General features: G+C 58.5%; 18 protein-coding genes. 14 read left to right on the forward strand and 4 right to left on the reverse strand.

The features are described 5' to 3' along the window. From nuoK to nuoN, 4 genes are read left to right on the forward strand one after another with little or no spacing between them, the layout of a single operon-like run. Nucleotides 1-309 carry an NADH-quinone oxidoreductase subunit NuoK gene (gene nuoK / locus HBN79_RS10170; protein ID WP_019412103.1) on the forward strand — a complete coding sequence of 103 codons (309 nt, stop codon included), beginning with the start codon at nucleotides 1-3 and terminating at the stop codon, nucleotides 307-309. Further along, a complete protein-coding gene (gene nuoL / locus HBN79_RS10175) occupies nucleotides 306-2,159 on the forward strand; it encodes an NADH-quinone oxidoreductase subunit L (protein WP_095003302.1) in 1,854 nt (617 codons plus the stop codon). The genes nuoK and nuoL overlap by 4 nt, the downstream gene beginning before the upstream one ends. Nucleotides 2,160-2,197: 38 nt before the next feature. Next, nucleotides 2,198-3,730: an NADH-quinone oxidoreductase subunit M gene (gene nuoM, locus HBN79_RS10180; RefSeq protein ID WP_095003303.1), complete on the forward strand. Its 1,533-nt coding sequence runs from the start codon at nucleotides 2,198-2,200 to the stop codon at nucleotides 3,728-3,730. Nucleotides 3,731-3,737: 7 nt separating this feature from the next. Continuing rightward, entirely contained in the window at nucleotides 3,738-5,207 is a 1,470-nt protein-coding gene (gene nuoN / locus HBN79_RS10185; RefSeq protein WP_095003304.1) for an NADH-quinone oxidoreductase subunit NuoN, read from the forward strand. A gap of 564 nt (nucleotides 5,208-5,771) precedes the next feature. On the opposite strand, the gene HBN79_RS10190 is transcribed toward nuoN, so the two are convergent. Then, nucleotides 5,772-6,041 (reverse strand): short-chain dehydrogenase, encoded by a 270-nt coding sequence (locus HBN79_RS10190; protein WP_095019118.1) that lies wholly within the window; start codon nucleotides 6,039-6,041, stop codon nucleotides 5,772-5,774. 429 nt (nucleotides 6,042-6,470) lie between these two features. Between HBN79_RS10190 and HBN79_RS10195 the strand changes: the two genes are divergently transcribed. After that, complete coding sequence (locus HBN79_RS10195) at nucleotides 6,471-8,588, forward strand: TonB-dependent receptor (protein ID WP_169916679.1); 2,118 nt, start codon at nucleotides 6,471-6,473, stop codon at nucleotides 8,586-8,588. Here the strand turns inward: HBN79_RS10195 and HBN79_RS10200 are convergent. Then, entirely contained in the window at nucleotides 8,585-9,667 is a 1,083-nt protein-coding gene (locus tag HBN79_RS10200; protein ID WP_169916680.1) for an AI-2E family transporter, read from the reverse strand. The two genes, HBN79_RS10195 and HBN79_RS10200, sit on opposite strands and share 4 nt — an antisense overlap. Before the next feature lie 146 nt (nucleotides 9,668-9,813). Here HBN79_RS10200 and HBN79_RS10205 point away from each other — a divergent pair, with 146 nt between their 5' ends. From HBN79_RS10205 to yegQ, 8 genes are all read left to right on the forward strand, one after another. Further along, on the forward strand, nucleotides 9,814-11,109 hold the full coding sequence (locus HBN79_RS10205; RefSeq protein WP_169916681.1) for an OprD family porin: 1,296 nt from the start codon (nucleotides 9,814-9,816) through the stop codon (nucleotides 11,107-11,109). A 244-nt stretch (nucleotides 11,110-11,353) separates the two neighbouring features. Next, nucleotides 11,354-12,181, forward strand: coding sequence for an NAD(P)-dependent oxidoreductase (locus tag HBN79_RS10210; protein ID WP_169916682.1), 828 nt, complete (start codon nucleotides 11,354-11,356; stop codon nucleotides 12,179-12,181). A gap of 44 nt (nucleotides 12,182-12,225) precedes the next feature. Next, entirely contained in the window at nucleotides 12,226-13,113 is an 888-nt protein-coding gene (locus HBN79_RS10215) for an SMP-30/gluconolactonase/LRE family protein (RefSeq protein ID WP_095002106.1), read from the forward strand. Between the two features lie 49 nt (nucleotides 13,114-13,162). Next, nucleotides 13,163-14,146, forward strand: coding sequence for a TRAP transporter substrate-binding protein (locus tag HBN79_RS10220; RefSeq protein ID WP_095002107.1), 984 nt, complete (start codon nucleotides 13,163-13,165; stop codon nucleotides 14,144-14,146). A gap of 61 nt (nucleotides 14,147-14,207) precedes the next feature. Continuing rightward, nucleotides 14,208-14,735: a TRAP transporter small permease gene (locus HBN79_RS10225; protein WP_095002108.1), complete on the forward strand. Its 528-nt coding sequence runs from the start codon at nucleotides 14,208-14,210 to the stop codon at nucleotides 14,733-14,735. Further along, nucleotides 14,736-16,016, forward strand: a complete 1,281-nt coding sequence (locus HBN79_RS10230) for a TRAP transporter large permease (protein WP_095002109.1) — start codon at nucleotides 14,736-14,738, stop codon at nucleotides 16,014-16,016. An 80-nt stretch (nucleotides 16,017-16,096) separates the two neighbouring features. Then, nucleotides 16,097-17,008: a DMT family transporter gene (locus HBN79_RS10235; protein ID WP_095002110.1), complete on the forward strand. Its 912-nt coding sequence runs from the start codon at nucleotides 16,097-16,099 to the stop codon at nucleotides 17,006-17,008. A 66-nt stretch (nucleotides 17,009-17,074) separates the two neighbouring features. Beyond that, the gene (gene yegQ / locus HBN79_RS10240) at nucleotides 17,075-18,415 is read left to right on the forward strand and encodes a tRNA 5-hydroxyuridine modification protein YegQ (protein WP_095031726.1); all 1,341 of its coding nucleotides are present in this window, start codon (nucleotides 17,075-17,077) and stop codon (nucleotides 18,413-18,415) included. A gap of 109 nt (nucleotides 18,416-18,524) precedes the next feature. Here the strand turns inward: yegQ and HBN79_RS10245 are convergent, their stop codons facing one another. Together HBN79_RS10245 and htpG are read right to left on the reverse strand one after the other, a co-directional pair. Continuing rightward, a complete protein-coding gene (locus HBN79_RS10245) occupies nucleotides 18,525-19,253 on the reverse strand; it encodes a dienelactone hydrolase family protein (protein WP_095019113.1) in 729 nt (242 codons plus the stop codon). Nucleotides 19,254-19,311: 58 nt separating this feature from the next. Continuing rightward, a complete protein-coding gene (gene htpG, locus HBN79_RS10250) occupies nucleotides 19,312-21,216 on the reverse strand; it encodes a molecular chaperone HtpG (protein ID WP_016780177.1) in 1,905 nt (634 codons plus the stop codon). Between the two features lie 233 nt (nucleotides 21,217-21,449). On the opposite strand from htpG, the gene HBN79_RS10255 reads away from it, so the two are divergent. Beyond that, nucleotides 21,450-21,719 carry a hypothetical protein gene (locus HBN79_RS10255; RefSeq protein ID WP_016780176.1) on the forward strand — a complete coding sequence of 90 codons (270 nt, stop codon included), beginning with the start codon at nucleotides 21,450-21,452 and terminating at the stop codon, nucleotides 21,717-21,719. Nucleotides 21,720-21,873 lie beyond the last annotated feature (154 nt).

Genomic DNA, 21,873 nt, shown 5'->3' on the forward strand with positions numbered 1-21,873 from the left:
ATGCCAGGAATACCTCTCGAACATGGTTTGGCCGTTGCCGGCATCCTGTTCTGCCTCGGTCTGGTTGGCCTGATGGTACGTCGCAACATTCTCTTCGTATTGATGAGTCTGGAAATCATGATGAACGCCGCTGCTCTGGCCTTCATCGTTGCCGGTGCACGCTGGGCGCAGCCGGATGGACAGGTCATGTTCATCCTGGTGATCACCCTGGCAGCCGCCGAGGCCAGTATCGGCCTGGCGATCCTGCTGCAGCTGTATCGCCGCTTCCATACGCTTGATATCGATGCTGCCAGTGAGATGCGCGGATGAACCTTCTCTTTCTGACTTTCGTATTCCCCCTGATCGGCTTTTTGCTGCTGTCGTTCTCCCGTGGACGCTTCAGCGAAAACCTCTCGGCGCTGATCGGCGTCGGCTCCATTGGCCTTTCGGCCATCGTGGCCGCGTTTGTGATCTGGCAATTCAATGTCGCGCCGCCACCCGGCGGCGAGTACACACAAGTACTGTGGCAGTGGATCTCGGTAGAAGGCTTCAAGCCCAACTTCGCCCTGCACCTGGACGGCCTGTCGGTCACCATGCTCGGTGTCGTGGTCGGCGTGGGCTTTCTGATCCATGTCTTCGCCTCGTGGTACATGCGCGGTGAAGACGGCTACTCGCGTTTCTTTGCCTACACCAACCTGTTTATCGCCAGCATGCTGTTCCTGATCCTGGCCGATAACCTGCTGTTCGTGTACTTCGGCTGGGAAGGCGTGGGCCTGTGCTCGTACCTGTTGATCGGTTTCTACTACAGCAACCGCAACAACGGCAACGCGGCACTCAAAGCCTTTATCGTGACCCGTGTCGGCGACGTGTTCCTGGCCATCGGCCTGTTTATCCTGTTCCAGCAACTGGGCACGCTGAACATCAAGGAACTGCTGGTGCTGGCACCGCAGAAGTTCCAGGCCGGTGATTTCTGGATCGTGCTGGCAACCCTGATGCTGCTGGGTGGTGCTGTCGGTAAATCCGCGCAACTGCCGCTGCAAACCTGGCTGGCAGACGCGATGGCCGGCCCTACCCCGGTTTCGGCACTGATCCACGCCGCAACCATGGTAACCGCCGGTGTGTACCTGATTGCCCGTACCCACGGCCTGTTCACCCTGGCACCTGAAGTGCTGCACCTGGTGGGCATCGTCGGCGGTGTGACCCTGGTACTGGCCGGTTTCGCCGCACTGGTACAAACCGACATCAAACGTATCCTTGCCTACTCGACCATGAGCCAGATCGGCTACATGTTCCTGGCATTGGGCGTGGGTGCCTGGGACGGCGCGATCTTCCACCTGATGACCCACGCCTTCTTCAAGGCGCTGCTGTTCCTTGCCTCCGGTGCGGTCATCGTTGCCTGCCATCACGAGCAGAACATCTTCAAGATGGGCGGCCTGTGGAAAAAACTACCATTGGCCTACGCCAGCTTTATCGTCGGTGGCGCGGCGCTGTCTGCCTTGCCATTGCTGACGGCCGGTTTCTACTCCAAGGACGAAATCCTCTGGGAAGCCTTCGCCAGCGGTAACAACGAACTGTTGTATGCCGGTCTGGTCGGTGCGTTCATGACCTCGCTGTACACCTTCCGCCTGATCTTCGTCACGTTCCACGGTGAAGCCAAGACTGAAGCCCATGCAGGCCACGGCGTGACCTACTGGCTGCCACTGAGCGTGCTGATCGTACTGTCGACTTTTATCGGCGCCATGATCACCCCGCCACTGGCCGGTGTACTGCCACAAAGCGTTGGCCATGCTGGCGGTGAAGCCAAGCACAGCCTGGAAATCGCCTCGGGTGCCATCGCCCTGGCCGGTATCCTGCTGGCTGCCCTGCTGTACCTGGGCAAGCGTCGCTTTGTAAGCGCCGTCGCCAACAGCGGCATCGGTCGCTTCCTGTCAGCCTGGTGGTTCGCTGCCTGGGGCTTCGACTGGCTGTACGACAAACTGTTCGTCAAACCGTACCTGTTGATCTGCCGCTTGCTGGCCAAAGATCCTCTGGACCAGACCATTGGTTTGATCCCGAAGATGGCCAAGGCCGGGCATAACGCCCTGAGCCGCAGCGAAACCGGTCAACTGCGTTGGTACGCTGCATCCATGGCCGCCGGTGCTGTACTGGTCATGGGCGCCATCGTGCTGGTAGCGGTCTGATATGAACCTTCGACTTTGCGAAAGGAATTGAGCCCGTCATGATTCTGCCTTGGCTAATCCTGATCCCCTTTATCGGCGGCCTGCTGTGCTGGCTGGGTGAGCGCTTCGGCTCTACCCTGCCACGCTGGATTGCGTTGCTGACCATGTCCCTTGAGCTTGCCCTCGGCCTTTGGCTGTGGTCCCAGGGGAACTACTCATTTGCACCGGCGCCTGGCGCCGATCCGACCTGGGCCCTTGAGTTCCAGCACACCTGGATTGCCCGCTTCGGTATCAGCGTGCACCTGGCGCTGGACGGCCTGTCGCTGCTGATGATCCTGCTCACCGGCTTGCTCGGTGTGCTGTCGGTGCTGTGTTCGTGGAAAGAAATTCAGCGTCACGTGGGCTTCTTCCACCTGAACCTGATGTGGATCCTGGGCGGTGTGGTTGGCGTGTTCCTCGCCATCGACCTGTTCATGTTCTTCTTCTTCTGGGAAATGATGCTGGTGCCGATGTATTTCCTCATCGCGCTCTGGGGTCATAGCTCGTCGGACGGCAAGAAAACCCGTATCTACGCCGCCACCAAGTTCTTCATCTTCACTCAAGCTTCCGGCCTGATCATGCTGGTGGCGATCCTGGGTCTGGTGCTGGTCAACTTCAACAACACCGGCGTGATTACCTTCAGCTACGCCGAGTTGCTGAAAACCAAGATGTCGCTCACCACCGAGTACATCCTGATGCTGGGCTTCTTCATTGCTTTCGCCGTGAAGCTGCCGGTCGTACCGTTCCACTCCTGGCTGCCGGATGCTCACGCACAGGCACCTACCGCAGGTTCTGTGGACCTGGCCGGTATCCTGTTGAAGACCGCTGCGTATGGCTTGCTGCGTTTCGCCTTGCCGCTGTTCCCGAATGCCTCGGCCGAGTTTGCGCCGATCGCCATGACCCTGGGTCTGATCGGGATTTTCTACGGTGCTTTCCTGGCGTTCGCACAAACCGATATCAAGCGTCTGATCGCGTTCTCCAGCGTTTCCCATATGGGTTTCGTGCTGATCGGTATCTACTCCGGCAGCCAGCTGGCCCTGCAAGGCGCCGTGATCCAGATGCTGGCCCACGGTGTTTCGGCAGCTGCGCTGTTTATCCTCAGCGGCCAGTTGTATGAGCGTCTGCATACCCGTGACATGCGTGAAATGGGTGGTTTGTGGTCGAAGATCGCTTACCTGCCAGCCATTAGCCTGTTCTTCGCGGCGGCGTCCCTGGGCTTGCCGGGCACCGGCAACTTTGTCGGCGAGTTCCTGATCCTGATTGGCTCGTTTGCCAGCTTCCCTTGGGTCACCGCGATCGCCACAACCGGCCTGGTGTTTGGTTCGGTCTACTCGCTGATCATGATTCACCGTGCCTACTTCGGCCCATCCAAATCCGACGATGTACTGGCCGGTATGGATGCACGTGAACTGATCATGGTGCTCGGTCTGGCGGTATTGCTGGTGTTTATCGGCGTGTACCCACAACCGTTCCTCGATACCTCCGCTGCGACCATGCATGGCGTGCAGCAATGGCTCGGCACCGCCTTCACTCAACTCGCTTCGGCCCGGTAAGAGCGCTATGGAATTCACGATCCAACACTTTATCGCGCTTGCTCCACTGCTGATTACCAGCCTCACCGTTGTTGTGGTGATGCTGGCAATCGCGTGGCGCCGCAACCATTCACAGACCTTCCTGCTTTCGGTGGCGGGTCTTAACCTGGCCCTGTTGTCGATCTTCCCGGCGTTGAAAGTTGTTCCACTGGCTGTCACCCCGCTGTTGATGATGGACAACTTCGCCTATCTGTATATCGGCCTGATCCTGGTCGCGACCCTGGCCTGCGTCACCCTGGCGCACGCTTACCTGGGTGAAGGCGGCACGGGCTACCCGGGCAACCGCGAAGAGCTGTACCTGCTGATGCTGCTGGCAGCGACCGGCGGTATTGTGCTGGTCAGCGCGCAACACCTGGCCGGTTTGTTTATCGGTCTGGAACTGCTCTCGGTACCGGTTTACGGCCTGGTGGCCTATGCCTTCTTCAACAAGCGCTCCCTGGAAGCCGGCATCAAGTACATGGTGCTGTCGGCAGCCGGTTCCGCGTTCCTGTTGTTCGGCATGGCCTTGCTGTACGCCGAAGCCGGCAGCTTGAGCTTCAGCGGTATCGGTCACGCCCTGGCGGCCACTGGCGCTCCTAGCGCCATTGCCCAACTGGGCCTGGGCATGATGCTGGTGGGCCTGGCCTTCAAACTGTCGCTGGTGCCTTTCCACCTGTGGACGCCGGACGTATACGAAGGTGCTCCGGCGCCGGTGGCCGCGTTCCTGGCTACCGCGTCTAAAGTTGCCGTGTTTGCCGTGATGGTGCGTCTGTTCCAGATCACCCCATCGGCAACCACCGGTGTGATGAGCGATGTCCTGACCGTGATCGCGATTGCCTCGATCCTGTTCGGTAACCTGCTGGCACTGACCCAGAACAACCTCAAGCGTCTGCTGGGTTACTCGTCCATCGCTCACTTTGGCTACCTGCTGATCGCCCTGGTGGCGAGCAAAGGCATGGCCATGGAAGCCATCGGCGTGTACCTGATCACCTATGTGCTGACCAGCCTGGGTGCATTCGGTGTGATCACGTTGATGTCCTCGCCGTACAAAGGTCGTGACGCCGACGCACTGTACGAGTACCGCGGCCTGTTCTGGCGTCGTCCGTACCTGACTGCGGTGATGACCGTGATGATGCTGTCGCTGGCGGGTATCCCGCTGACCGCCGGCTTTATCGGCAAGTTCTACATCATTGCCACCGGTGTTGAAGCTCACCAATGGTGGCTGGTGGGTTCCCTGATCCTGGGTAGCGCCATTGGCGTGTTCTACTACCTGCGTGTGATGGTGACCCTGTACCTGGTCGAGCCGAAACTGCATCGCCACGATGCACCGCTGAACTGGGAACAGAAAGCGGGCGGCGTGATGCTGCTGGCGGTCTCGGTACTGGTGTTCTTCCTGGGTGTCTACCCGCAGCCGATGCTGCAGCTGGTGCAACAGGCAACCCTGGGCCTGGTTGGCTAAGCGTTAGCGGCTGTACCCAAAACCCCGTGGAGGCCTGGCCTTCACGGGGTTTTTTGTTGCACCACAAATCATGTGGAAGTTGTAAATACTCAGGATTTCTATGCGACGCTAAACCTGTGGGAGCTGGCTTGCCTGCGATGCAGACGGCATGGTCTGGCAGGCTAAGCGCGCCGATGCCATCGCGAGCAAGCCCGCTCCCACAGAGGGGATGTGCGGGGCTCGCAGACCTCGCCGCCAAACAGGCCGGCCGGTCGGCCGCCTCGCGGTGCAGTGCTTTTGATCTGCCAGCCCTCCCGGGAGGCCGAGAGGAGGTTCTGTGGAGTGGGTCTCCCGGCATGGATGCCGGGAGAGCCGCGATGGGCCATGGATGGCCCGTGGCGGCGTGCCCACGGAGCAGAGCCAGAGCGAGGGAACCTGAGCGAAGCGAAGGCCGTACGATGGGGCGAGGACTTTTTGGTTCCTTTTTGGTCCTTCAAAAAGGGACTCGCCGTAAGGGCGAAACCACTATTTCAGTTAGACACAAATGCCGGATATGTACTCAACGTATCAGTTAAACAAACACGATCAAGCGGGCCGCAAGCGCCAGCCCAGCACATCGAGCAGGTCACAACCATCGCGCAGCAATTGCGCCGAAACCGTGGCCAGATGTTTGAGATCAACCGAATCGGCCTGCTGCACTTCGCGGCTGGAGAACGATTCCATCAGTTGAGTTACAGCCAGAACGCGGGCGACTGCGTTGGCATGGAGCACATCGAGGGGGACGTTGCGATCGATCAGCAAGGCGGGGATGGTGCAGTCAATGGCTGTTAACGGGATATACGGTGAATTCGTCATAAGAAAGTCTCTTAAAGTTGGATTTAGCCATCCATTTTTGTCGCCAAACAAAAAAGGTGGCCGCTGTACGTGGGTTGGCGAACCGGTAACTTTAAGAAAACCCGGCAGACCCGAAGATCTCCCACGTACAACTGCCATAAAACATTTCGAGCAAATTACACGCTCAACCGTAAATAGCAATTATGTACTTATTTAAAGTTACTGCGGATCGCCAAACCCGGTCGCCTTATCGGCGAGCACCCACTATAGGCCCCGCATCAGACCTCCAGCAATTGCCAAACCTGTGCGATAAATCCCGAAAAAGCGTGAGCTTGCAGCTTCGCGAGCAGGCTCGCTCCCACAACTGGATTGCAACCGTGACAGTTGCGAGTGATTCCGGGCTTGTATAGGCTGGCGCGCCGCCCGCCCATCGATCTGGAAGCTCCATTAATGCGATCCGTGTTCTCCTCGCTTTTACCTTTGGCACTCCTCAGTGCCACCCCCGCCTACGGCAGTGCCCTGGAACTGGGTGAGGTGCAGGTACGCAGCGAAGAAAGCAGCGAACTGGAAGCCGCCCAGAACGCACTCAATGAAGTGCCCGGCGCCAGCAACCTGATCGATATGGCCCGCGTCGAAAACGGTCGCACCGCCAGCAATGCCGATGTGCTGGCCTACCAGCCAGGGGTCTACGCGCAATCGGCGGGCAATGACGGGACCAAGGTCTCGGTGCGTGGCTCGGGTATCAACCGCGCCCCCAGCGCCCACGGCTCGGGGCTGTATGTCATGTTCGACGGCCTGCCCCTGACCGGCCCCGGCGGTACGCCCTACGAACTGTTCGAGCCGCTATGGTTGAGCCGCGCCGAAGTGCTGCGCGGCGCCAATGGCTTCGACACCGGCTCGCTGGCCCTGGGCGGCTCGATCAACTACGTCACCCACACCGGCTACGACGCCGCGCCATTGCAGGTGCGTTACGAAACGGGCAGCTATGGCTATCAGAAACGCCAGATCAGCTCCGGGCAGGTGCTGGGAGATCTGGACTACTATGTCGCCCTGACCGACTCAGACACCGACGGCTATCAACACCATACCGCTGGCAGCAGCAAAGGCATCGCAGCCAATGTCGGTTATCGCTTCAGTCCACAACTGGAAACCCGCTTCTACCTGCGCTATCGCGAAACCGATAACGAACTGGCCGGGCGCGTGACCAAAGACAATATCAAGCATCACCCCCGCGCAGCCAACCCGGCCTATGTGGCAGGGGACTACAGCCGCCCGCAACCCGGCAGTACCTGGCTGGGCAACAAGACCACGATGTACCTGGATGACGATTCGCAGCTGGAAGTGGGCCTGGTCTATCACGACTACCCGATGGATCTGCGAGAAGGCCCTAACCGTTTGAAAGTTGCCTACACCGATGTCAGCGGCACGCTCAACTACAAGCGCCGCGACACTCTGTTCGGCCTTGAAAGCAACACCACCGTGGGCCTGCGCAACACCAAGCATTTGCCTAACAGCGGTGCATCGGAATATGTGCGTATCCCTGTGGGCAACACTGCAGGCTATGCCCCGGGCACCAAGATTCGCGACTTCAGTTACCAGGGTTCCGACACCGTGCTGCACGCCAGCAATGATCTGGAACTGATCCCCGACCTGTGGCTGACCACCGGCATGGCGCTGATCTACACCCGCCGCGAGAGCGACGTGAGCTACCCCGACAGCGGTGGCAAGGTCAGCCAGCATGACTGGGACTACGCGCCCCGTGTTGGCCTGCGTTACGAGTTCAATCCGCACTTGCAGGTATACGCCAACCTGAGCCGTTCGGTTGAGCCGCCGCACCCGTGGTCGATGATCTGGGGCTCGCCGTTTACCTTCCCGGTCAACAGTGGCCCGGCTACCGGTCGCCAGAGCACCCCCGTGTCGCTGGACAATCAAACTGCTACTACTCTGGAACTGGGCACCCGTGGCGATTCGTGGCTCGGGCAGTGGGATCTGGCCTGGTATTACTCGGCCGTGCGCCATGAACTGCTGAGCGTCGAAACCCAGGCCGCCACTCTCACCCAAAGCCCGATTGTCGGCGAGTCCAACGCCAGCCCCACCGTGCACCAAGGCATCGAAGCAGGACTCAACAGCCTGCTGTGGGAAAGACAAGCAGTGGGCAAGGTATCCCTGCGCCAGGCCTACACCTTCAGCGACTTCCATTACCGTGACGACGAGCGCTTTGGCGACAACAAGTTGCCGGGGATCCCGCAACACTACTACCAGGCCGAAGTACGCTATGACCATCCGCAGGGCTTCTATGCCGGGGTGAACACCCAGGTTGCCTCACGCATGGCGGTGGATTACGCCAACTCGTATTACACCTCGTCCTATATGCTTTGGGGCGCAACCCTGGGCTACAACGCCCCCAAGCAGGACTGGCAAGCCTGGCTCGACCTGCGCAACCTGAGTGGCGAGCGCTATGCCGCTACGGTTACGCCAGGGTATGACGACAAGGGACTGGACGCCGCGCGCTCCACCCCCGGTGAAGGCAGGGGCGCCTACGTGGGGGTTTCCTACAGCTTCCGTTAATCGCCGGACGGGATATCGGCTGGCAACCGCACCTTGCGCCGGGTGCCACTGAACAGGCCCCAGCTGGACAGGAACAGGGCGGCAATCAATGGCCCGATCACAAAGCCATTGAGGCCGAAGATCGCCATGCCGCCCAGGGTCGAGATCAAAATCAGGAAGTCCAGCATTTTCGTGTCCTTGCCCACCAGGATGGGGCGCAGCACGTTGTCCACCATGCCGATCACAAAGACCCCATACAGCGCCAGCACCACACCCTGCCAGACCGAGCCGGTCACTACGAAGTAAACCGCGACCGGTGCCCAGACGATGCCGGCACCCACGGCGGGCAACAGCGACAGGAACATCATCAGCACCGCCCAGAACAGCGCGCTGTGGATGCCCAACACCCAGAAAATCACCCCGCCCAATGCCCCCTGGGTAATGGCCACCGCCAGGTTGCCCTTGACCGAGGCCCGGACCACACGGCGCAATTTGAGCTGCAACAGGCGTTTTTGCTGTTCTGCAAGCGGTACCGCGTTGCGGATGGTGCGCACCATTTGCTGGCCATCACGAATAAAGAAGTACAGCAGGTACAGCATGATGAAAAAGCTCACCACCAGATCAAAGGTGCTCTGACCAAAGCTGAACACCTGGGTGGCAAAAAACTGGCTGCCTTCGAGTGCACCCTTGGATACTTTCTCGCTCAGCCCGTCGATATTGCCCATGCCGAAACGGTCAAGCCAGTCCTGGGCGGTGGCCGGCAGGATATCCTTGAACTGCATGACATAGCTGGCGACGTTGATTCTGCCGCTTTCAACATCCTTGTAGAGCGTTGCCACTTCCTGCACCAGCAAGGTCGTGGTGATGATGACCGGAATGATCGCGATCACCGTACAGGCCCCCAGCGTGGTAAAAGTTGCCAGGTTGCGTCGGCCTTTTAGCTTGAGTAGCAGCTTGCGTTGCAGGGGTGCAAACAGAATCCCCAGGGCAACAGCCCAAAAAATCGCGCCATAAAACGGCAATAAAATCCAGATGAATGCAATTGTGACCAAGGCCAGCAACAGGAGCAGGGTTTTACGTTGCAGACTTGTTTCGTTCATGAGCCATCCATGTCAGTGATGCGAGTAGGAATCTGGTGCACGCAGTGTAGCCGCTGACATTGACAACTCCCTAGACAGTCTGTAAATAATCTGCCTGGTTGTACGACGACAGATAACAAAAATAATAATACTCAGGAGCTCTACGGATGATCACACCTACCTGTGCCCCCTCCCTGTTCACTTGCTCAAGAACCTCCCGTGGTACCCGCTCGCTGGTGTTGCTGGGCCTTGGCAGCATGGGTCTGACGCTGCCCGTCAGCGGTATGGCCGAAGGCTTTATCGATGACACCAAGGCTACATTGAACCTGCGCAACGCCTACATCAACCGCAACTATACCAACCCTGACTACCCGCAAAGCAAGGCCGAAGAGTGGACGCAAAACTTCATTCTCGACGTCAAGTCCGGCTTTACCCAGGGCACTGTCGGTTTCGGAGTGGATGTACTGGGGCTTTACTCGCAAAAACTCGACGGCGGCAAGGGCACGGTCGGTACTCAACTGTTACCGACCCACAGCGATGGTGAGCCCGCCGATAACTTTGGTCGTTTGGGTGTTGCGGCCAAGGCCAAAATCTCCAATACGGAACTGAAAATCGGCGAGTGGATGCCGGTACTGCCGATCCTGCGCTCGGACGATGGCCGCTCCTTGCCGCAAACCTTCCGTGGCGGCCAGATCACTTCAAAAGAAATCGCCGGGCTGAACCTCTACGGTGGCCAGTTCCGCGCCAACAGCCCGCGTAACGACGCAAGCATGGAAGACATGTCGCTCAACGGCAAAGGTGCCTTTACCTCCGATCGCTTCAACTTTGCCGGCGGTGATTACAGCTTCAATGAAAAGCGTACCCAGGTCGGCCTGTGGTATGCCCAGCTGGAAGACATCTACCAGCAGCAATTTTTAAACGTGTTGCACAGCCAACCTGTTGGCGATGTGACGCTGGGCGCAAACCTCGGTTATTTCTGGGGCAAGGAAGACGGTAACAAACTGGCGGGGGACCTGGACAATAGAACCGCCTACGCCCTGCTGTCGGCCAAATACAAGGGCAACACTCTGTATGTGGGCCTGCAGAAAATCAGTGGCGACGATGGCTGGTTCAGGGTCAATGGCACCAGCGGCGGAACCCTGGCCAACGACAGCTACAACTCCAGCTATGACCTGGCCAAGGAGCGCTCCTGGCAAGTGCGTCATGACCTGGATTTCGCGGTGCTCGGCGTCCCCGGCCTGACCATGATGAACCGCTATATCAGTGGCGATAACATCCACACCGGCAGCATCACCGATGGCAAGGAATGGGGCCGCGAATCGGAACTGGCTTACACCGTACAGGCCGGTACGTTCAAGGACCTTAACCTGCGCTGGCGCAATGCGAGTATCCGACGCGACTACAGCACCCACGAATTCGACGAAAACCGCATCTTTATCAGCTATCCGTTGTCGTTGCTGTAAGTCATGTCTGTGCCATCGGGGGGCGCTTGCGACCCTCACCCCTGCCCTCTCCCAAAGGGAGAGGGGGCTGATGCGTGGTGTTACGCAGAACTGCTTTTGCCTTTAGTCCCCTCTCCCTTTGGGAGAGGGTGCTTTTGGTGAATAATCCAGATCACTTGTGCATTGACAACCACCGCAATGACTGTGAATAATCCAACCCAAGTCATACGACAACTGACAATAACAAGTACGACAGGGCCCTTTGATGACAACCACACACACTGTCCAAACCCCCTTCAATCGCCTTCTCCTCACCGGTGCTGCTGGCGGTCTGGGGAAGGTGCTACGCGAAACCCTCAAGCCCTACGCCAGGGTGCTGCGACTTTCAGATATCGCCGCAATGGCTCCCGCTGCCGACAGCCGCGAGGAAGTGCTCATGTGCGACCTTGCCGACAAACAGGCCGTCCACCAGCTGGTTGAAGGGGTAGACGCCATCCTGCACTTTGGCGGTGTCTCGGTGGAGCGCCCGTTCGAAGAGATCCTCGGCCCCAATATCAGCGGCATTTTCCATATCTACGAAGCGGCACGCCGGCATGGCGTCAAACGGGTGATTTTCGCCAGTTCCAACCATGTCATCGGGTTCTACAAACAGGACCAGACCCTGGATACCCACTCCCCGCGCCGGCCTGACAGTTACTACGGGCTGTCCAAGTCTTATGGCGAAGACATGGCCACCTTCTACTTCGATCGCTATGGCATCGAAACCGTCAGCATCCGCATCGGTTCCTCGTTCCCCGAGCCGCAAAACCGCCGGATGATGAGCACCTGGCTGAGCTTTGCTGACCTTACACAGCTGCTCGAGCGCTCGCTGTACACGCCGGATGTCGGCCACACCGTGGTCTATGGCGCCTCCAACAACCTCAATGTGTGGTGGGACAACCGCTATGCCGCCCACCTGGGTTTTGAGCCCAGGGACACCTCTGAAGTGTTTCGCGACAAGATCGAAGCTCAGCCGATACCTGCGGCCAATGACCCGAGCATGGTTTACCAGGGCGGTGCCTTCGTGGCTGCCGGCCCGTTTGGCGACGAATAAATACGCCCCTGCCACCAAAACAAGATCACAGAGGTCGAGGCATCATGACAGCTGAACTGATTCTCGATGCACGTAATGCCACCGGCGAAAGCCCGGTCTGGAGCATCGCGGAGCAGGCACTTTACTGGGTGGATATCCCGGCAAAACGCTTGCATCGCTGGAGCCCCGCCGATGGTAAAGAGCACAGTTGGCAAGCCTCGCAAATGCTCGCCTGCATTGCTCAGACAGGTCATGGCAGTTGGATCGCCGCGATGGAAAACGGTCTGTTCGCTATCACCCCTCACGCCGATGGCAGCCTCGACAGTCGTTTGCTGGCCAGCGTGACCCATGCCCTGCCAGGCATGCGCTTCAATGATGGCCGCTGCGACCGCCAGGGCCGCTTCTGGGCGGGCACCATGGTGATGGACATGGCCGCCGGCGCCCCGGTGGGCGCCATGTACCGCTACAACGCAGGCCAGACCGAGCCGCTCAAGGCGCAACTGCAGGGCTTGATCGTGCCCAACGGCCTGGCGTTCAGCCCCGATGGCAAAACCCTGTACCTGTCGGACTCACACCCGGACGTGCAAAAAATCTGGGCTTTTGACTACGACACCGACACGGGTACCCCTCACAACCGTCGCCTGTTTGTGGACATGGGCGAGCACCCGGGTCGCCCCGATGGCGCCGCCGTGGATGCCGAGGGCTGCTACTGGATTTGCGGCAACGATGCCGGGCTGATCCATCGCTTTACCCCGCAAGGCAAGCTCGACCGCTCCCTGACCGTACCCGTGAAAAAACCGGCGATGTGCGCTTTTGGCGGCGCTGATCTGGACACCCTGTTTGTGACCTCGATCCGCCCTGCAGGCGATCTCGCCGACCAGCCGTTGGCAGGAGGCGTGTTTGCCCTCCGCCCCGGGGTCAAGGGCTTGCCGGAGCCACTACTGAATAACTGACAACCGATCCAACACCTTGAAATAACAAAAACAATATTTGGAGTGACCCATGGATTTCAAACGCACCCTGCTGATTGCTGCTCTCCCCCTGGCCTTCTGCCTCTCAGGCGTGGCCCAGGCCGAAATCAAGATCAAGTTCGCCGAGGTTCATCCCACTGGCTATCCGCCGGTGCTGGCCGAACAGGAAATGGGCAAAAAGCTTCAGGAACAGAGCAACGGCGATATTTCTTTCAAGATGTTTGCTGGTGGCGTACTGGGTTCAGAGAAAGAAGTGGTCGAACAATTGCAGTCCGGCGCGGTGCAGATGACCCGGGTCAGCCTCGGCATCCTTGGTCCGGTAGTACCGGAAACCAATGCCTTCAACCTGCCGTTCGTGTTCCGCGACCAGGCCCATATGCGCAAGATCATCGACGGCGAAATCGGCCAGGAGATGCTGGATAAAATCACCAACTCCGACTTCAATATGGTCGCGCTGGCCTGGATGGATGGCGGCACACGCAACCTGTACACAAAAAAACCGGTACGTGAGATTGCCGACCTCAAAGGCATGAAAATCCGCGTACAAGGCAACCCGGTGTTTATCGACACCATCAACGACATGGGCGGTAATGGCATCGCCATGGCCACCGGCGAGATTTTCAGCGCCCTGCAGACCGGCGTGATCGATGGCGCAGAGAACAACCCGCCGACCTTCCTTGAGCACAACCACTACCAGAACGCCAAGTACTTCACCTGGACCGACCACCTGATCCTCCCCGAGCCGATCGTGATCGCCAAGACCACCTGGGCCAAACTCAGCCCCGAGCAACAAGCCCTGGTGCAAAAACTGGCCCGTGAAGCGCAAATGGAAGAGCGAGTGATCTGGGACAAAAAATCCGCGGAGAGCGAAACCAAGCTCAAGACCGCAGGCGTGGAATTCATCACCCTCACCCCGGAGCAGAAAAAAGCCTTCTACGACGCCACCCAGCCGGTTCGCGACAAGTACGGTGCCAACTACAAAGATCTGATCTCGCGCATCGAAGCCGTCCAATAAGCCAGTCCGATAACGCCGCCGCAACGGGCGCAAGCCCGTTTGCCGCGTAGTGGTGAGCCCCATGAAAAATACCGTACTGCGCTTTAATGACTTGCTGTACAGGGCCTGCATCGGGATCGCCGGTTTGTCGGTGCTGACCATGACCTTGATCATCCCCTGGGGCATTTTTGCCCGCTACGTGCTGGGAAGCGGCTCCAGCTGGCCCGAGCCCACCGCCATTCTGCTGATGGTGGTGTTTACCTTCTTTGGCGCTGCCGCCAGCTACCGTGCCGGTGCCCATATGGCAGTGGCGATGGCGGTCGAGCGCATGCCGGCCCATGTCCGCAAACTGGCCGCGGTGCTGGTGCAAATCCTGATGGTCATCGTCTGCCTGTTCATGACGGTCAAGGGCTTCAAACTGTGCGCGACCACCTGGAACCAGTTTCTTGGCGAAATGCCGGGTTTGCGCGTAGGCATCTCCTATCTGCCTATCCCGCTGGGCGGCATCGTGACCCTGATCTTCGTCCTGGAAAAACTCTTCCTGGGTGACCAAAGCCACCGCCGTGCCGTGCGGTTCGACATTGTAGAAGCCAGCGAAGAGGCCGTATAAATGGACGCTTTCGTACTGTTGGGCAGTTTTATCGCCCTGATCCTTATCGGCATGCCGGTCGCCTACGCGCTGGGTCTGTCGGCACTGGTCGGCGCCTGGTGGATCGATATCCCGTTCGATGCCCTGATGATTCAAGTCGCTGGCGGGGTTAACAAGTTCTCGCTGCTGGCCATCCCGTTTTTTGTCCTGGCCGGGGCGATCATGGCCGAAGGCGGCATGTCACGTCGGCTGGTGGCCTTTGCCGGGGTACTGGTAGGGTTTGTGCGCGGCGGTCTGTCGCTGGTCAATATCGTCGCCTCGACCTTCTTTGGCGCGATTTCCGGCTCTTCCGTCGCCGACACCGCTTCCGTGGGCTCGGTACTGATTCCGGAAATGGAGCGCGCCGGTTACCCCCGTGAGTTCTCCACGGCGGTAACGGTCAGCGGCTCGGTACAGGCTTTGCTCACCCCGCCCAGCCACAACTCGGTGCTGTACTCGCTGGCAGCGGGCGGCACGGTATCGATCGCTTCGCTGTTTATGGCCGGGATCATGCCGGGGTTGTTGCTCAGCGCAGTGATGATGGGCCTGTGCATGATCTTTGCGCGCAGACGCAACTACCCCAAGGGTGAAGTGATCCCGCTGCGCACCGCGCTGAAAATCGCCGGTGAAGCGATGTGGGGCCTGATGGCCATGGTCATCATCCTTGGCGGCATCCTCACTGGCGTCTTCACTGCCACCGAATCGGCGGCGGTCGCGGTGGTGTGGTCGTTCTTCGTCACCATGTTCATTTACCGCGACTACAAGTGGCGTGATCTGCCCAAGCTGATGCATCGGGCGGTGCGTACCATTTCCATCGTAATGATCCTGATCGGCTTTGCTGCCAGCTTCGGTTACATTCTGACGCTGATGGAAATCCCGATGAAGATCACCACCGCGTTCCTGACCCTGTCGGATAACCGCTACGTGATCCTGATGTGCATCAACGTCATGTTGTTGTTGCTGGGCACGGTGATGGACATGGCGCCGCTGATCCTGATCCTCACCCCGATCCTGCTGCCGGTGATCATCGGTATCGGTGTCGACCCGGTACATTTTGGCATGATCATGCTGGTCAACCTGGGCATCGGCCTGATCACACCGCCGGTGGGCGCGGTGCTGTTCGTGGGTGCAGCCGTGGGCAAGGTCACCATCGAAAACACCGTTAAAGCGCTGCTGCCATTCTACCTAGCACTGTTTATGGTGCTGATGCTGGTGACCTACGTTCCGGCCATCTCGCTGTGGTTGCCAAACCTGGTGCTGTAACCCCGCCTTACCCCTGTGGGAGCTCGCTCCCACAGGGATATTGAAGCGGCTCTATTTCCAGCCAAGGAGGCTGGTTGCTTATGTCTGCTCCTGCGTTGTTCCCCCGCCATATCGCAGTATTGATTCTGGTACTGCTGGCCTGCGCTTTTGCGGGCAATCATATCGCCGCCCGGATTGCCTTCGACCACGACACCGGTTTGCTGCTGGCGATTCTATGTCGTGCTGGCGTGACCTTGCTGGTATTGACCGGCCTGGTGCTATGGCAACGCGAGCGCCCTCGGCTAACCCCCGCCAACTGGCGTTGGCAATTGCTGTTGGGATTGCTGATCGCAGCACAAAGCTTCTGCATTTATTCAGCCGTGGCCCGTATCCCCGTGGCCCTGGCATTGTTGATCGGCAATATGGCACCGATCCTGCTGGTACTGCTGACCTGGGCCCTGGGCGGTGCGGCACCCACCCTGCGGGCGGCACTGCTGATGGGGTTGATCATGTGCGGCCTGGTGTTTGCCCTCGACGTGCCCGAACGACTGTCCAGCCAGGCCTCCACCGAGGCACAGTGGCTCGAAGGCATCCTTTTCGGCTTTGCTGCCGCTTGCGTGTTTGCCTGTGCGCTATGGATCACCGATCACAAACTCTCGAGCCTGCGCGGTACGGTGCGTAGCATGCTGACCATGCTTATCGTATTTTGTGCGGCAGCCCTGGCCGGGGTCAGCGGGGTGCTGCCGGGCGGGGTGTCGCTGCCCTCCTCGTCTACCGGCTGGACAGCCCTGGCCTTTCTGGTTGCGCTTTACGGGCTGGGCTTCTGCCTGTTGTTTATCTGCATGACGCGGCTGAACATGGCCCGCAACGCACCGGTAATGAACGTCGAACCGGTGGCGAGCCTGCTGTTTGGCTGGCTGATTCTTGACCAGTTGCTCAGCAGCGGCCAGATCATCGGCGGCCTGATTGTGGTCGCGGGCATTGTGATGCTGACCTGGCCGCGCAAAGCATAGATCCAGATCAATAGCCGGGAGCAAGGGCTCGACTACCATCGCGCCTTTTTTGCGAACGAACTGACTATGCGCCTTGCTCCGCCCGAACTCCTCGCCCCTGCCGGCACCCTGAAAAATATGCGCTATGCCTTCGCGTATGGCGCCGACGCGGTGTATGCGGGCCAACCACGCTACAGCTTGCGCGTGCGCAACAACGAATTCGACCACACCAACCTGGCCATTGGCATCGCCGAAGCCCAGGCTCAGGGCAAGCGTTTTTACGTGGTGGTCAATATCGCCCCGCACAACGCCAAGCTGCGTACCTTTCTCAAGGATCTGGAGCCGGTGATTGCCATGGCACCGGATGCGCTGATCATGTCCGACCCGGGGCTGATCATGCTGGTGCGCAAAAACTTCCCCCATGTGCCGATTCATTTGTCGGTGCAGGCCAATACCGTGAACTGGGCCAGTGTTGAATTCTGGCGCCAGCAAGGCCTGAGCCGCATCATCCTGTCCCGGGAGTTGTCGCTGGAAGAGATCGAAGAAATCCGTCAGCAAGTACCCGATATGGAGCTGGAGATTTTCGTACATGGCGCGCTATGCATGGCCTACTCCGGGCGCTGCCTGTTATCTGGCTACATGAACAAGCGTGATGCCAACCAGGGCAGCTGCACCAATGCCTGCCGCTGGAAATACGACGCCAAACCGGCCACGGAAAACGAACTGGGCAATATCGTCAATGTGGTCGAGCCAACCCTGGGCGTGGGTGCGCCGACTGACGAAGTGTTTGTGCTGAACGAAGCCAACCGTGCCGATGAACCGATGACCGCGTTCGAGGACGAACACGGTACTTACATCATGAACTCCAAGGATCTGCGTGCTGTACAGCATGTGGCGCGGCTGGCGGAAATGGGCGTGCATTCGCTGAAGATCGAGGGCCGCACCAAGTCGCACTTTTACTGCGCGCGCGCCACTCAGGTATATCGCAAGGCGATTGATGATGCAGTGGCGGGTCGTGAATTTGATCGCAGCCTGATGACCGATCTGGAGTCACTGGCCCAGCGTGGTTATACCGAAGGGTTCTTGCGCCGCCATGTACACGATGAATACCAGAACTACCTGCATGGCAGCTCACTGTCCCATCGTCAGCAGTTTGTCGGGGAATTGACCGGCGAACGACGCAATGGCCTGGCCGAAGTCAAAGTGAAAAACCGATTTGCTTTGGGCGATCATCTGGAGCTGATGACACCCCATGGCAACTATCACTTTGATCTGGAGCGGCTGCTTAACAGTGCAGGCTTGCCGACCCAGGTGGCGCCGGGTGATGGCCACACCGTGTACCTGCCGATCCCCGAGCAGGTGGACTTGAACTACGGGTTGTTGATGCGGGATTTGACGGTGAGCGAGGTGATGGAACGTTCGGCGTGACCACTGTGGGAGCGGGCTTGCTCGCGATAGCATCGCCCGGTGTTGTCTGACAGACCGAGCCGTCAGCATCGCGAGCAAGCCCGCTCCCACAGACTGTCTGTGATTGCGATTAATCGCGAAACACTTCATCCAGCAAGTTATGCATGGCGGTGAACGCCCGACCCGCAGTTTTGGCGTCGTACATCATCTTGCCCGGCACATTGGCGTGGGGGTCAGTGAACGAATGCACTGCGCCGCCATAGCTGGTCAGTTGCCAGTCCACACCCGCCGCGTTCATCTCCGCCTCAAACGCTGGTAGCTGCTCGCTTGGCACCAACGGGTCAGACGCGCCGTGCAACACCAGCACCGAGCCCTTGATGCTCTGGGCATCGATCGGGTTAGGTGTGTCCAGCGTGCCGTGGAATGACACCGCAGCTTGCAACGGTGCACCACTGCGTGCCAGTTCCAGTGAACAGCACCCGCCAAAACAGAAACCAAAGGTTGCCAGCTTGTTGCTGTCGACCTGGGCCAGGCCCTGATTTTTCAGCATGTCATACGCTGCCCACATACGCTTGCGCAGCAAGGCACGGTCATTCTTGAGCGGCATCATCGCCGCACCGGCCTCGTCGGCGTTGCCGGGCCGGGTGCCCTGGCCATACAAATCGGCGATCAGTACCACATAACCCTGTTCTGCCACCGACTTGGCAATCTCTTCGGCGCCTGCGCTGATGCCCATCCAGTTGGGCGCCATCAGCAAACCCGGCAACGGGTCTTCACGGCTCGGATCAAAGGCCAAACGGCCTTCGTAAGGTTGGCCGTCGATTTGATAAGCCACAGAGCTGACCGAAATGGATTTCATCAAAAACTCCTGAATTTGAAACAAAAAAAACCCGCCGAAGCGGGTTTTTATAGCGCGGTTAGACCGACAACTCTACTAACAATTTGTTTAGCCGACGGACATAAGCCGCAGGGTCTTTCAAACTGTCACCGGCTGCCAGGGCTGCCTGATCGAAGAGGATGTGCGACAGGTCGCCAAAACGCTCTTCACTCTGCTCTGCATCGAGTTTCTCGATCAGCGGGTGAGCCGGGTTGAACTCGAAGATAGGCTTGGACTCAGGCACTTTTTGACCGCTGGCTTCGAGGATCTGACGCATTTGCATGCCCAGATCCTGCTCACCAATGGCAAGAATCGCCGGGGAATCAGTCAGACGATGCGACACGCGCACTTCGCTGACGCTCTCACCCAAGGCAGCCTTGATGCGCTCCACCAGACCTTCTTTGGCCTTGGCCACTTCTTCTGCCGCTTTCTTGTCCTCTTCCGAGTCCAGATTGCCCAGGTCGAGGTCACCACGGGCCACGTCGACAAAGCTCTTGCCGTCGAAGTCGCTGAGGTAGCTCATCAGCCACTCGTCGATGCGGTCGGTCAGCAGCAGGACTTCGATGCCTTTTTTGCGGAAGACTTCGAGGTGCGGGCTGTTTTTAACCTGCGCGTAGGTTTCGCCGGTCAGGTAGTAAATCTTGTCCTGACCTTCCTTGGCGCGGGCCAGGTAGTCGGTCAAGGAAACATTCTGTTCGCCGTCGTCGCCGTGGGTCGAAGCAAAACGCAGCAGACCGGCGATTTTTTCCTTGTTGGCGAAATCTTCGGCCGGACCTTCTTTCATCACCTGGCCGAAGTTTTTCCAGAAGCCCTGATATTTCTCAGGCTCGTTCTTCGCCAGTTTTTCCAGCATGTCGAGTACACGCTTGGTCAGCGCCGTCTTCATCGAGTCGATGATCGGGTCTTTTTGCAGGATTTCCCGCGACACGTTCAGCGACAGGTCGTTGGAGTCGATCACGCCCTTGATAAAGCGCAGGTACAGCGGCAGGAACGACTCGGCCTGATCCATCACGAAGACACGCTGCACATACAGCTTCAGGCCTTTAGGCGCTTCACGCTGGTACAGATCAAACGGTGCACGGGCCGGAACGTAGAGCAGCGAGCTGTATTCAAGCTTGCCCTCAACCTTGTTGTGGCTCCAGGCCAGCGGGTTCTCGTAGTCATGGGCAATGTGCTTGTAGAACTCCTGATATTCCTCGTCCTTTACTTCAGTACGAGGACGGGTCCACAGAGCACTTGCCCGGTTGACGGTTTCCCATTCCAGTGCAGGCGCTTCTTCGCCTTCGGCAACGGTCTGCTCTTTAGGCAGTTCGATAGGCAGGGCGATATGGTCGGAGTACTTCTTGATGATGTTGCGCAGGCGCCAGCCGTCAGCGAATTCGGATTCGCCAGGCTTGAGGTGCAGCACGATTTTGGTGCCGCGGTCGGCCTTCTCGACGGTGGCCACTTCAAACTCGCCTTCGCCCTTCGAAGACCAGTGCACGCCCTCGCTTGCCGGGGTACCGGCACGGCGGCTGTACACGTCAACCTTGTCGGCAACGATAAAGGCCGAGTAGAAACCCACGCCGAACTGACCGATCAGGTGCGAATCTTTTTTCTGGTCGCCGGTGAGGTTTTTCATGAAGTCGGCAGTGCCGGACTTGGCGATCGTACCCAGGTGGGTGATCACGTCATCGCGGTTCATGCCGATACCGTTGTCTTCGAGGGTGACGGTGTTGGCGTCTTTGTCGAAGCTCACACGGATTTTAAGCTCGGCACCGCCCTCCAGCAGATCTGGCTTGGACAGTGCTTCAAAACGTAATTTGTCGACAGCATCAGAGGCGTTCGAGATCAGTTCGCGAAGGAAGATTTCCTTGTTGGAGTACAGCGAATGGATCATGAGGTGCAGCAGTTGCTTGACCTCGGTCTGGAAGCCCAGGGTTTCTTTTTGAGTTTCCACGCTCATTGTTATCAAACTCCGATTGGATGGCAGTGGCCACGCCCGTAAGGGTTAGCGGCGGGATGTGATGAAAGTTGGGGCCAATGATGCAAATTTCAAGGGCCGAACCAGTGGCTCAAGTTTTTTACCAATAGTTTCCGCCCGCGCTGCTTTACTTATATATGTGTTCGAGCATGGAACTTAAGCCATCAGCCCATGCTCAAACGCCCCGTAGATCTACTCATAAGGAGAAACACCCCATGCGTAATACTTTTGCTGTTGCCTTGATGCTGGCTGCTTCGCTTGGCCTGGCTGCCTGCGACAAAAAATCCGAAGACAAAGCCCAGGACGCTGCCCAGCACTCTGAGCAAGCGCAAGAAAAAATGTCTGAAGCACAAGACAAAGTAAACGACGCGGCCAAAGAGAACGCCGAAGCTGCAAAAGCACAAGCCGAGTCCAATAAAGCCGCTGCTGAAGAAGCCGGCCAGACTGCTCCGGTTGCACCTGCGGCAACTCCAGAAAGCAAGTAACACGACTTTCTGCGATATAAAACCAAGCCCGCCAAGTGCGGGCTTTGTTGTATCTGAACGTTAATGGCTAGTGTTTGCATGCTTGAACACACGCCCATTAAAAAAGCCCTGCATCCATTAAGATGCAGGGCTTTTTTATTGACTCGGCAACGCT

The organism is Pseudomonas sp. WS 5051 (assembly GCF_012985715.1).
Lineage (GTDB): Bacteria > Pseudomonadota > Gammaproteobacteria > Pseudomonadales > Pseudomonadaceae > Aquipseudomonas > Aquipseudomonas bubulae.

What these genes read in the sequence shown, in the direction of transcription:
- nuoK (WP_019412103.1), top strand. Translation starts at nt 1, where the DNA reads ATGCCAGGAATACCTCTCGAACATGGTTTGGCCGTTGCCGGCATCCTG.
- HBN79_RS10195 (WP_169916679.1), top strand. Translation starts at nt 6,471, where the DNA reads ATGCGATCCGTGTTCTCCTCGCTTTTACCTTTGGCACTCCTCAGTGCC.
- HBN79_RS10235 (WP_095002110.1), top strand. Translation starts at nt 16,097, where the DNA reads ATGTCTGCTCCTGCGTTGTTCCCCCGCCATATCGCAGTATTGATTCTG.
- nuoL (WP_095003302.1), top strand. Translation starts at nt 306, where the DNA reads ATGAACCTTCTCTTTCTGACTTTCGTATTCCCCCTGATCGGCTTTTTG.
- HBN79_RS10255 (WP_016780176.1), top strand. Translation starts at nt 21,450, where the DNA reads ATGCGTAATACTTTTGCTGTTGCCTTGATGCTGGCTGCTTCGCTTGGC.
- HBN79_RS10205 (WP_169916681.1), top strand. Translation starts at nt 9,814, where the DNA reads ATGATCACACCTACCTGTGCCCCCTCCCTGTTCACTTGCTCAAGAACC.
- HBN79_RS10215 (WP_095002106.1), top strand. Translation starts at nt 12,226, where the DNA reads ATGACAGCTGAACTGATTCTCGATGCACGTAATGCCACCGGCGAAAGC.
- HBN79_RS10245 (WP_095019113.1), bottom strand. Translation starts at nt 19,253, where the DNA reads ATGAAATCCATTTCGGTCAGCTCTGTGGCTTATCAAATCGACGGCCAA.
- nuoN (WP_095003304.1), top strand. Translation starts at nt 3,738, where the DNA reads ATGGAATTCACGATCCAACACTTTATCGCGCTTGCTCCACTGCTGATT.
- HBN79_RS10190 (WP_095019118.1), bottom strand. Translation starts at nt 6,041, where the DNA reads ATGACGAATTCACCGTATATCCCGTTAACAGCCATTGACTGCACCATC.
- HBN79_RS10200 (WP_169916680.1), bottom strand. Translation starts at nt 9,667, where the DNA reads ATGAACGAAACAAGTCTGCAACGTAAAACCCTGCTCCTGTTGCTGGCC.
- HBN79_RS10220 (WP_095002107.1), top strand. Translation starts at nt 13,163, where the DNA reads ATGGATTTCAAACGCACCCTGCTGATTGCTGCTCTCCCCCTGGCCTTC.
- HBN79_RS10210 (WP_169916682.1), top strand. Translation starts at nt 11,354, where the DNA reads ATGACAACCACACACACTGTCCAAACCCCCTTCAATCGCCTTCTCCTC.
- nuoM (WP_095003303.1), top strand. Translation starts at nt 2,198, where the DNA reads ATGATTCTGCCTTGGCTAATCCTGATCCCCTTTATCGGCGGCCTGCTG.
- HBN79_RS10230 (WP_095002109.1), top strand. Translation starts at nt 14,736, where the DNA reads ATGGACGCTTTCGTACTGTTGGGCAGTTTTATCGCCCTGATCCTTATC.
- htpG (WP_016780177.1), bottom strand. Translation starts at nt 21,216, where the DNA reads ATGAGCGTGGAAACTCAAAAAGAAACCCTGGGCTTCCAGACCGAGGTC.
- HBN79_RS10225 (WP_095002108.1), top strand. Translation starts at nt 14,208, where the DNA reads ATGAAAAATACCGTACTGCGCTTTAATGACTTGCTGTACAGGGCCTGC.
- yegQ (WP_095031726.1), top strand. Translation starts at nt 17,075, where the DNA reads ATGCGCCTTGCTCCGCCCGAACTCCTCGCCCCTGCCGGCACCCTGAAA.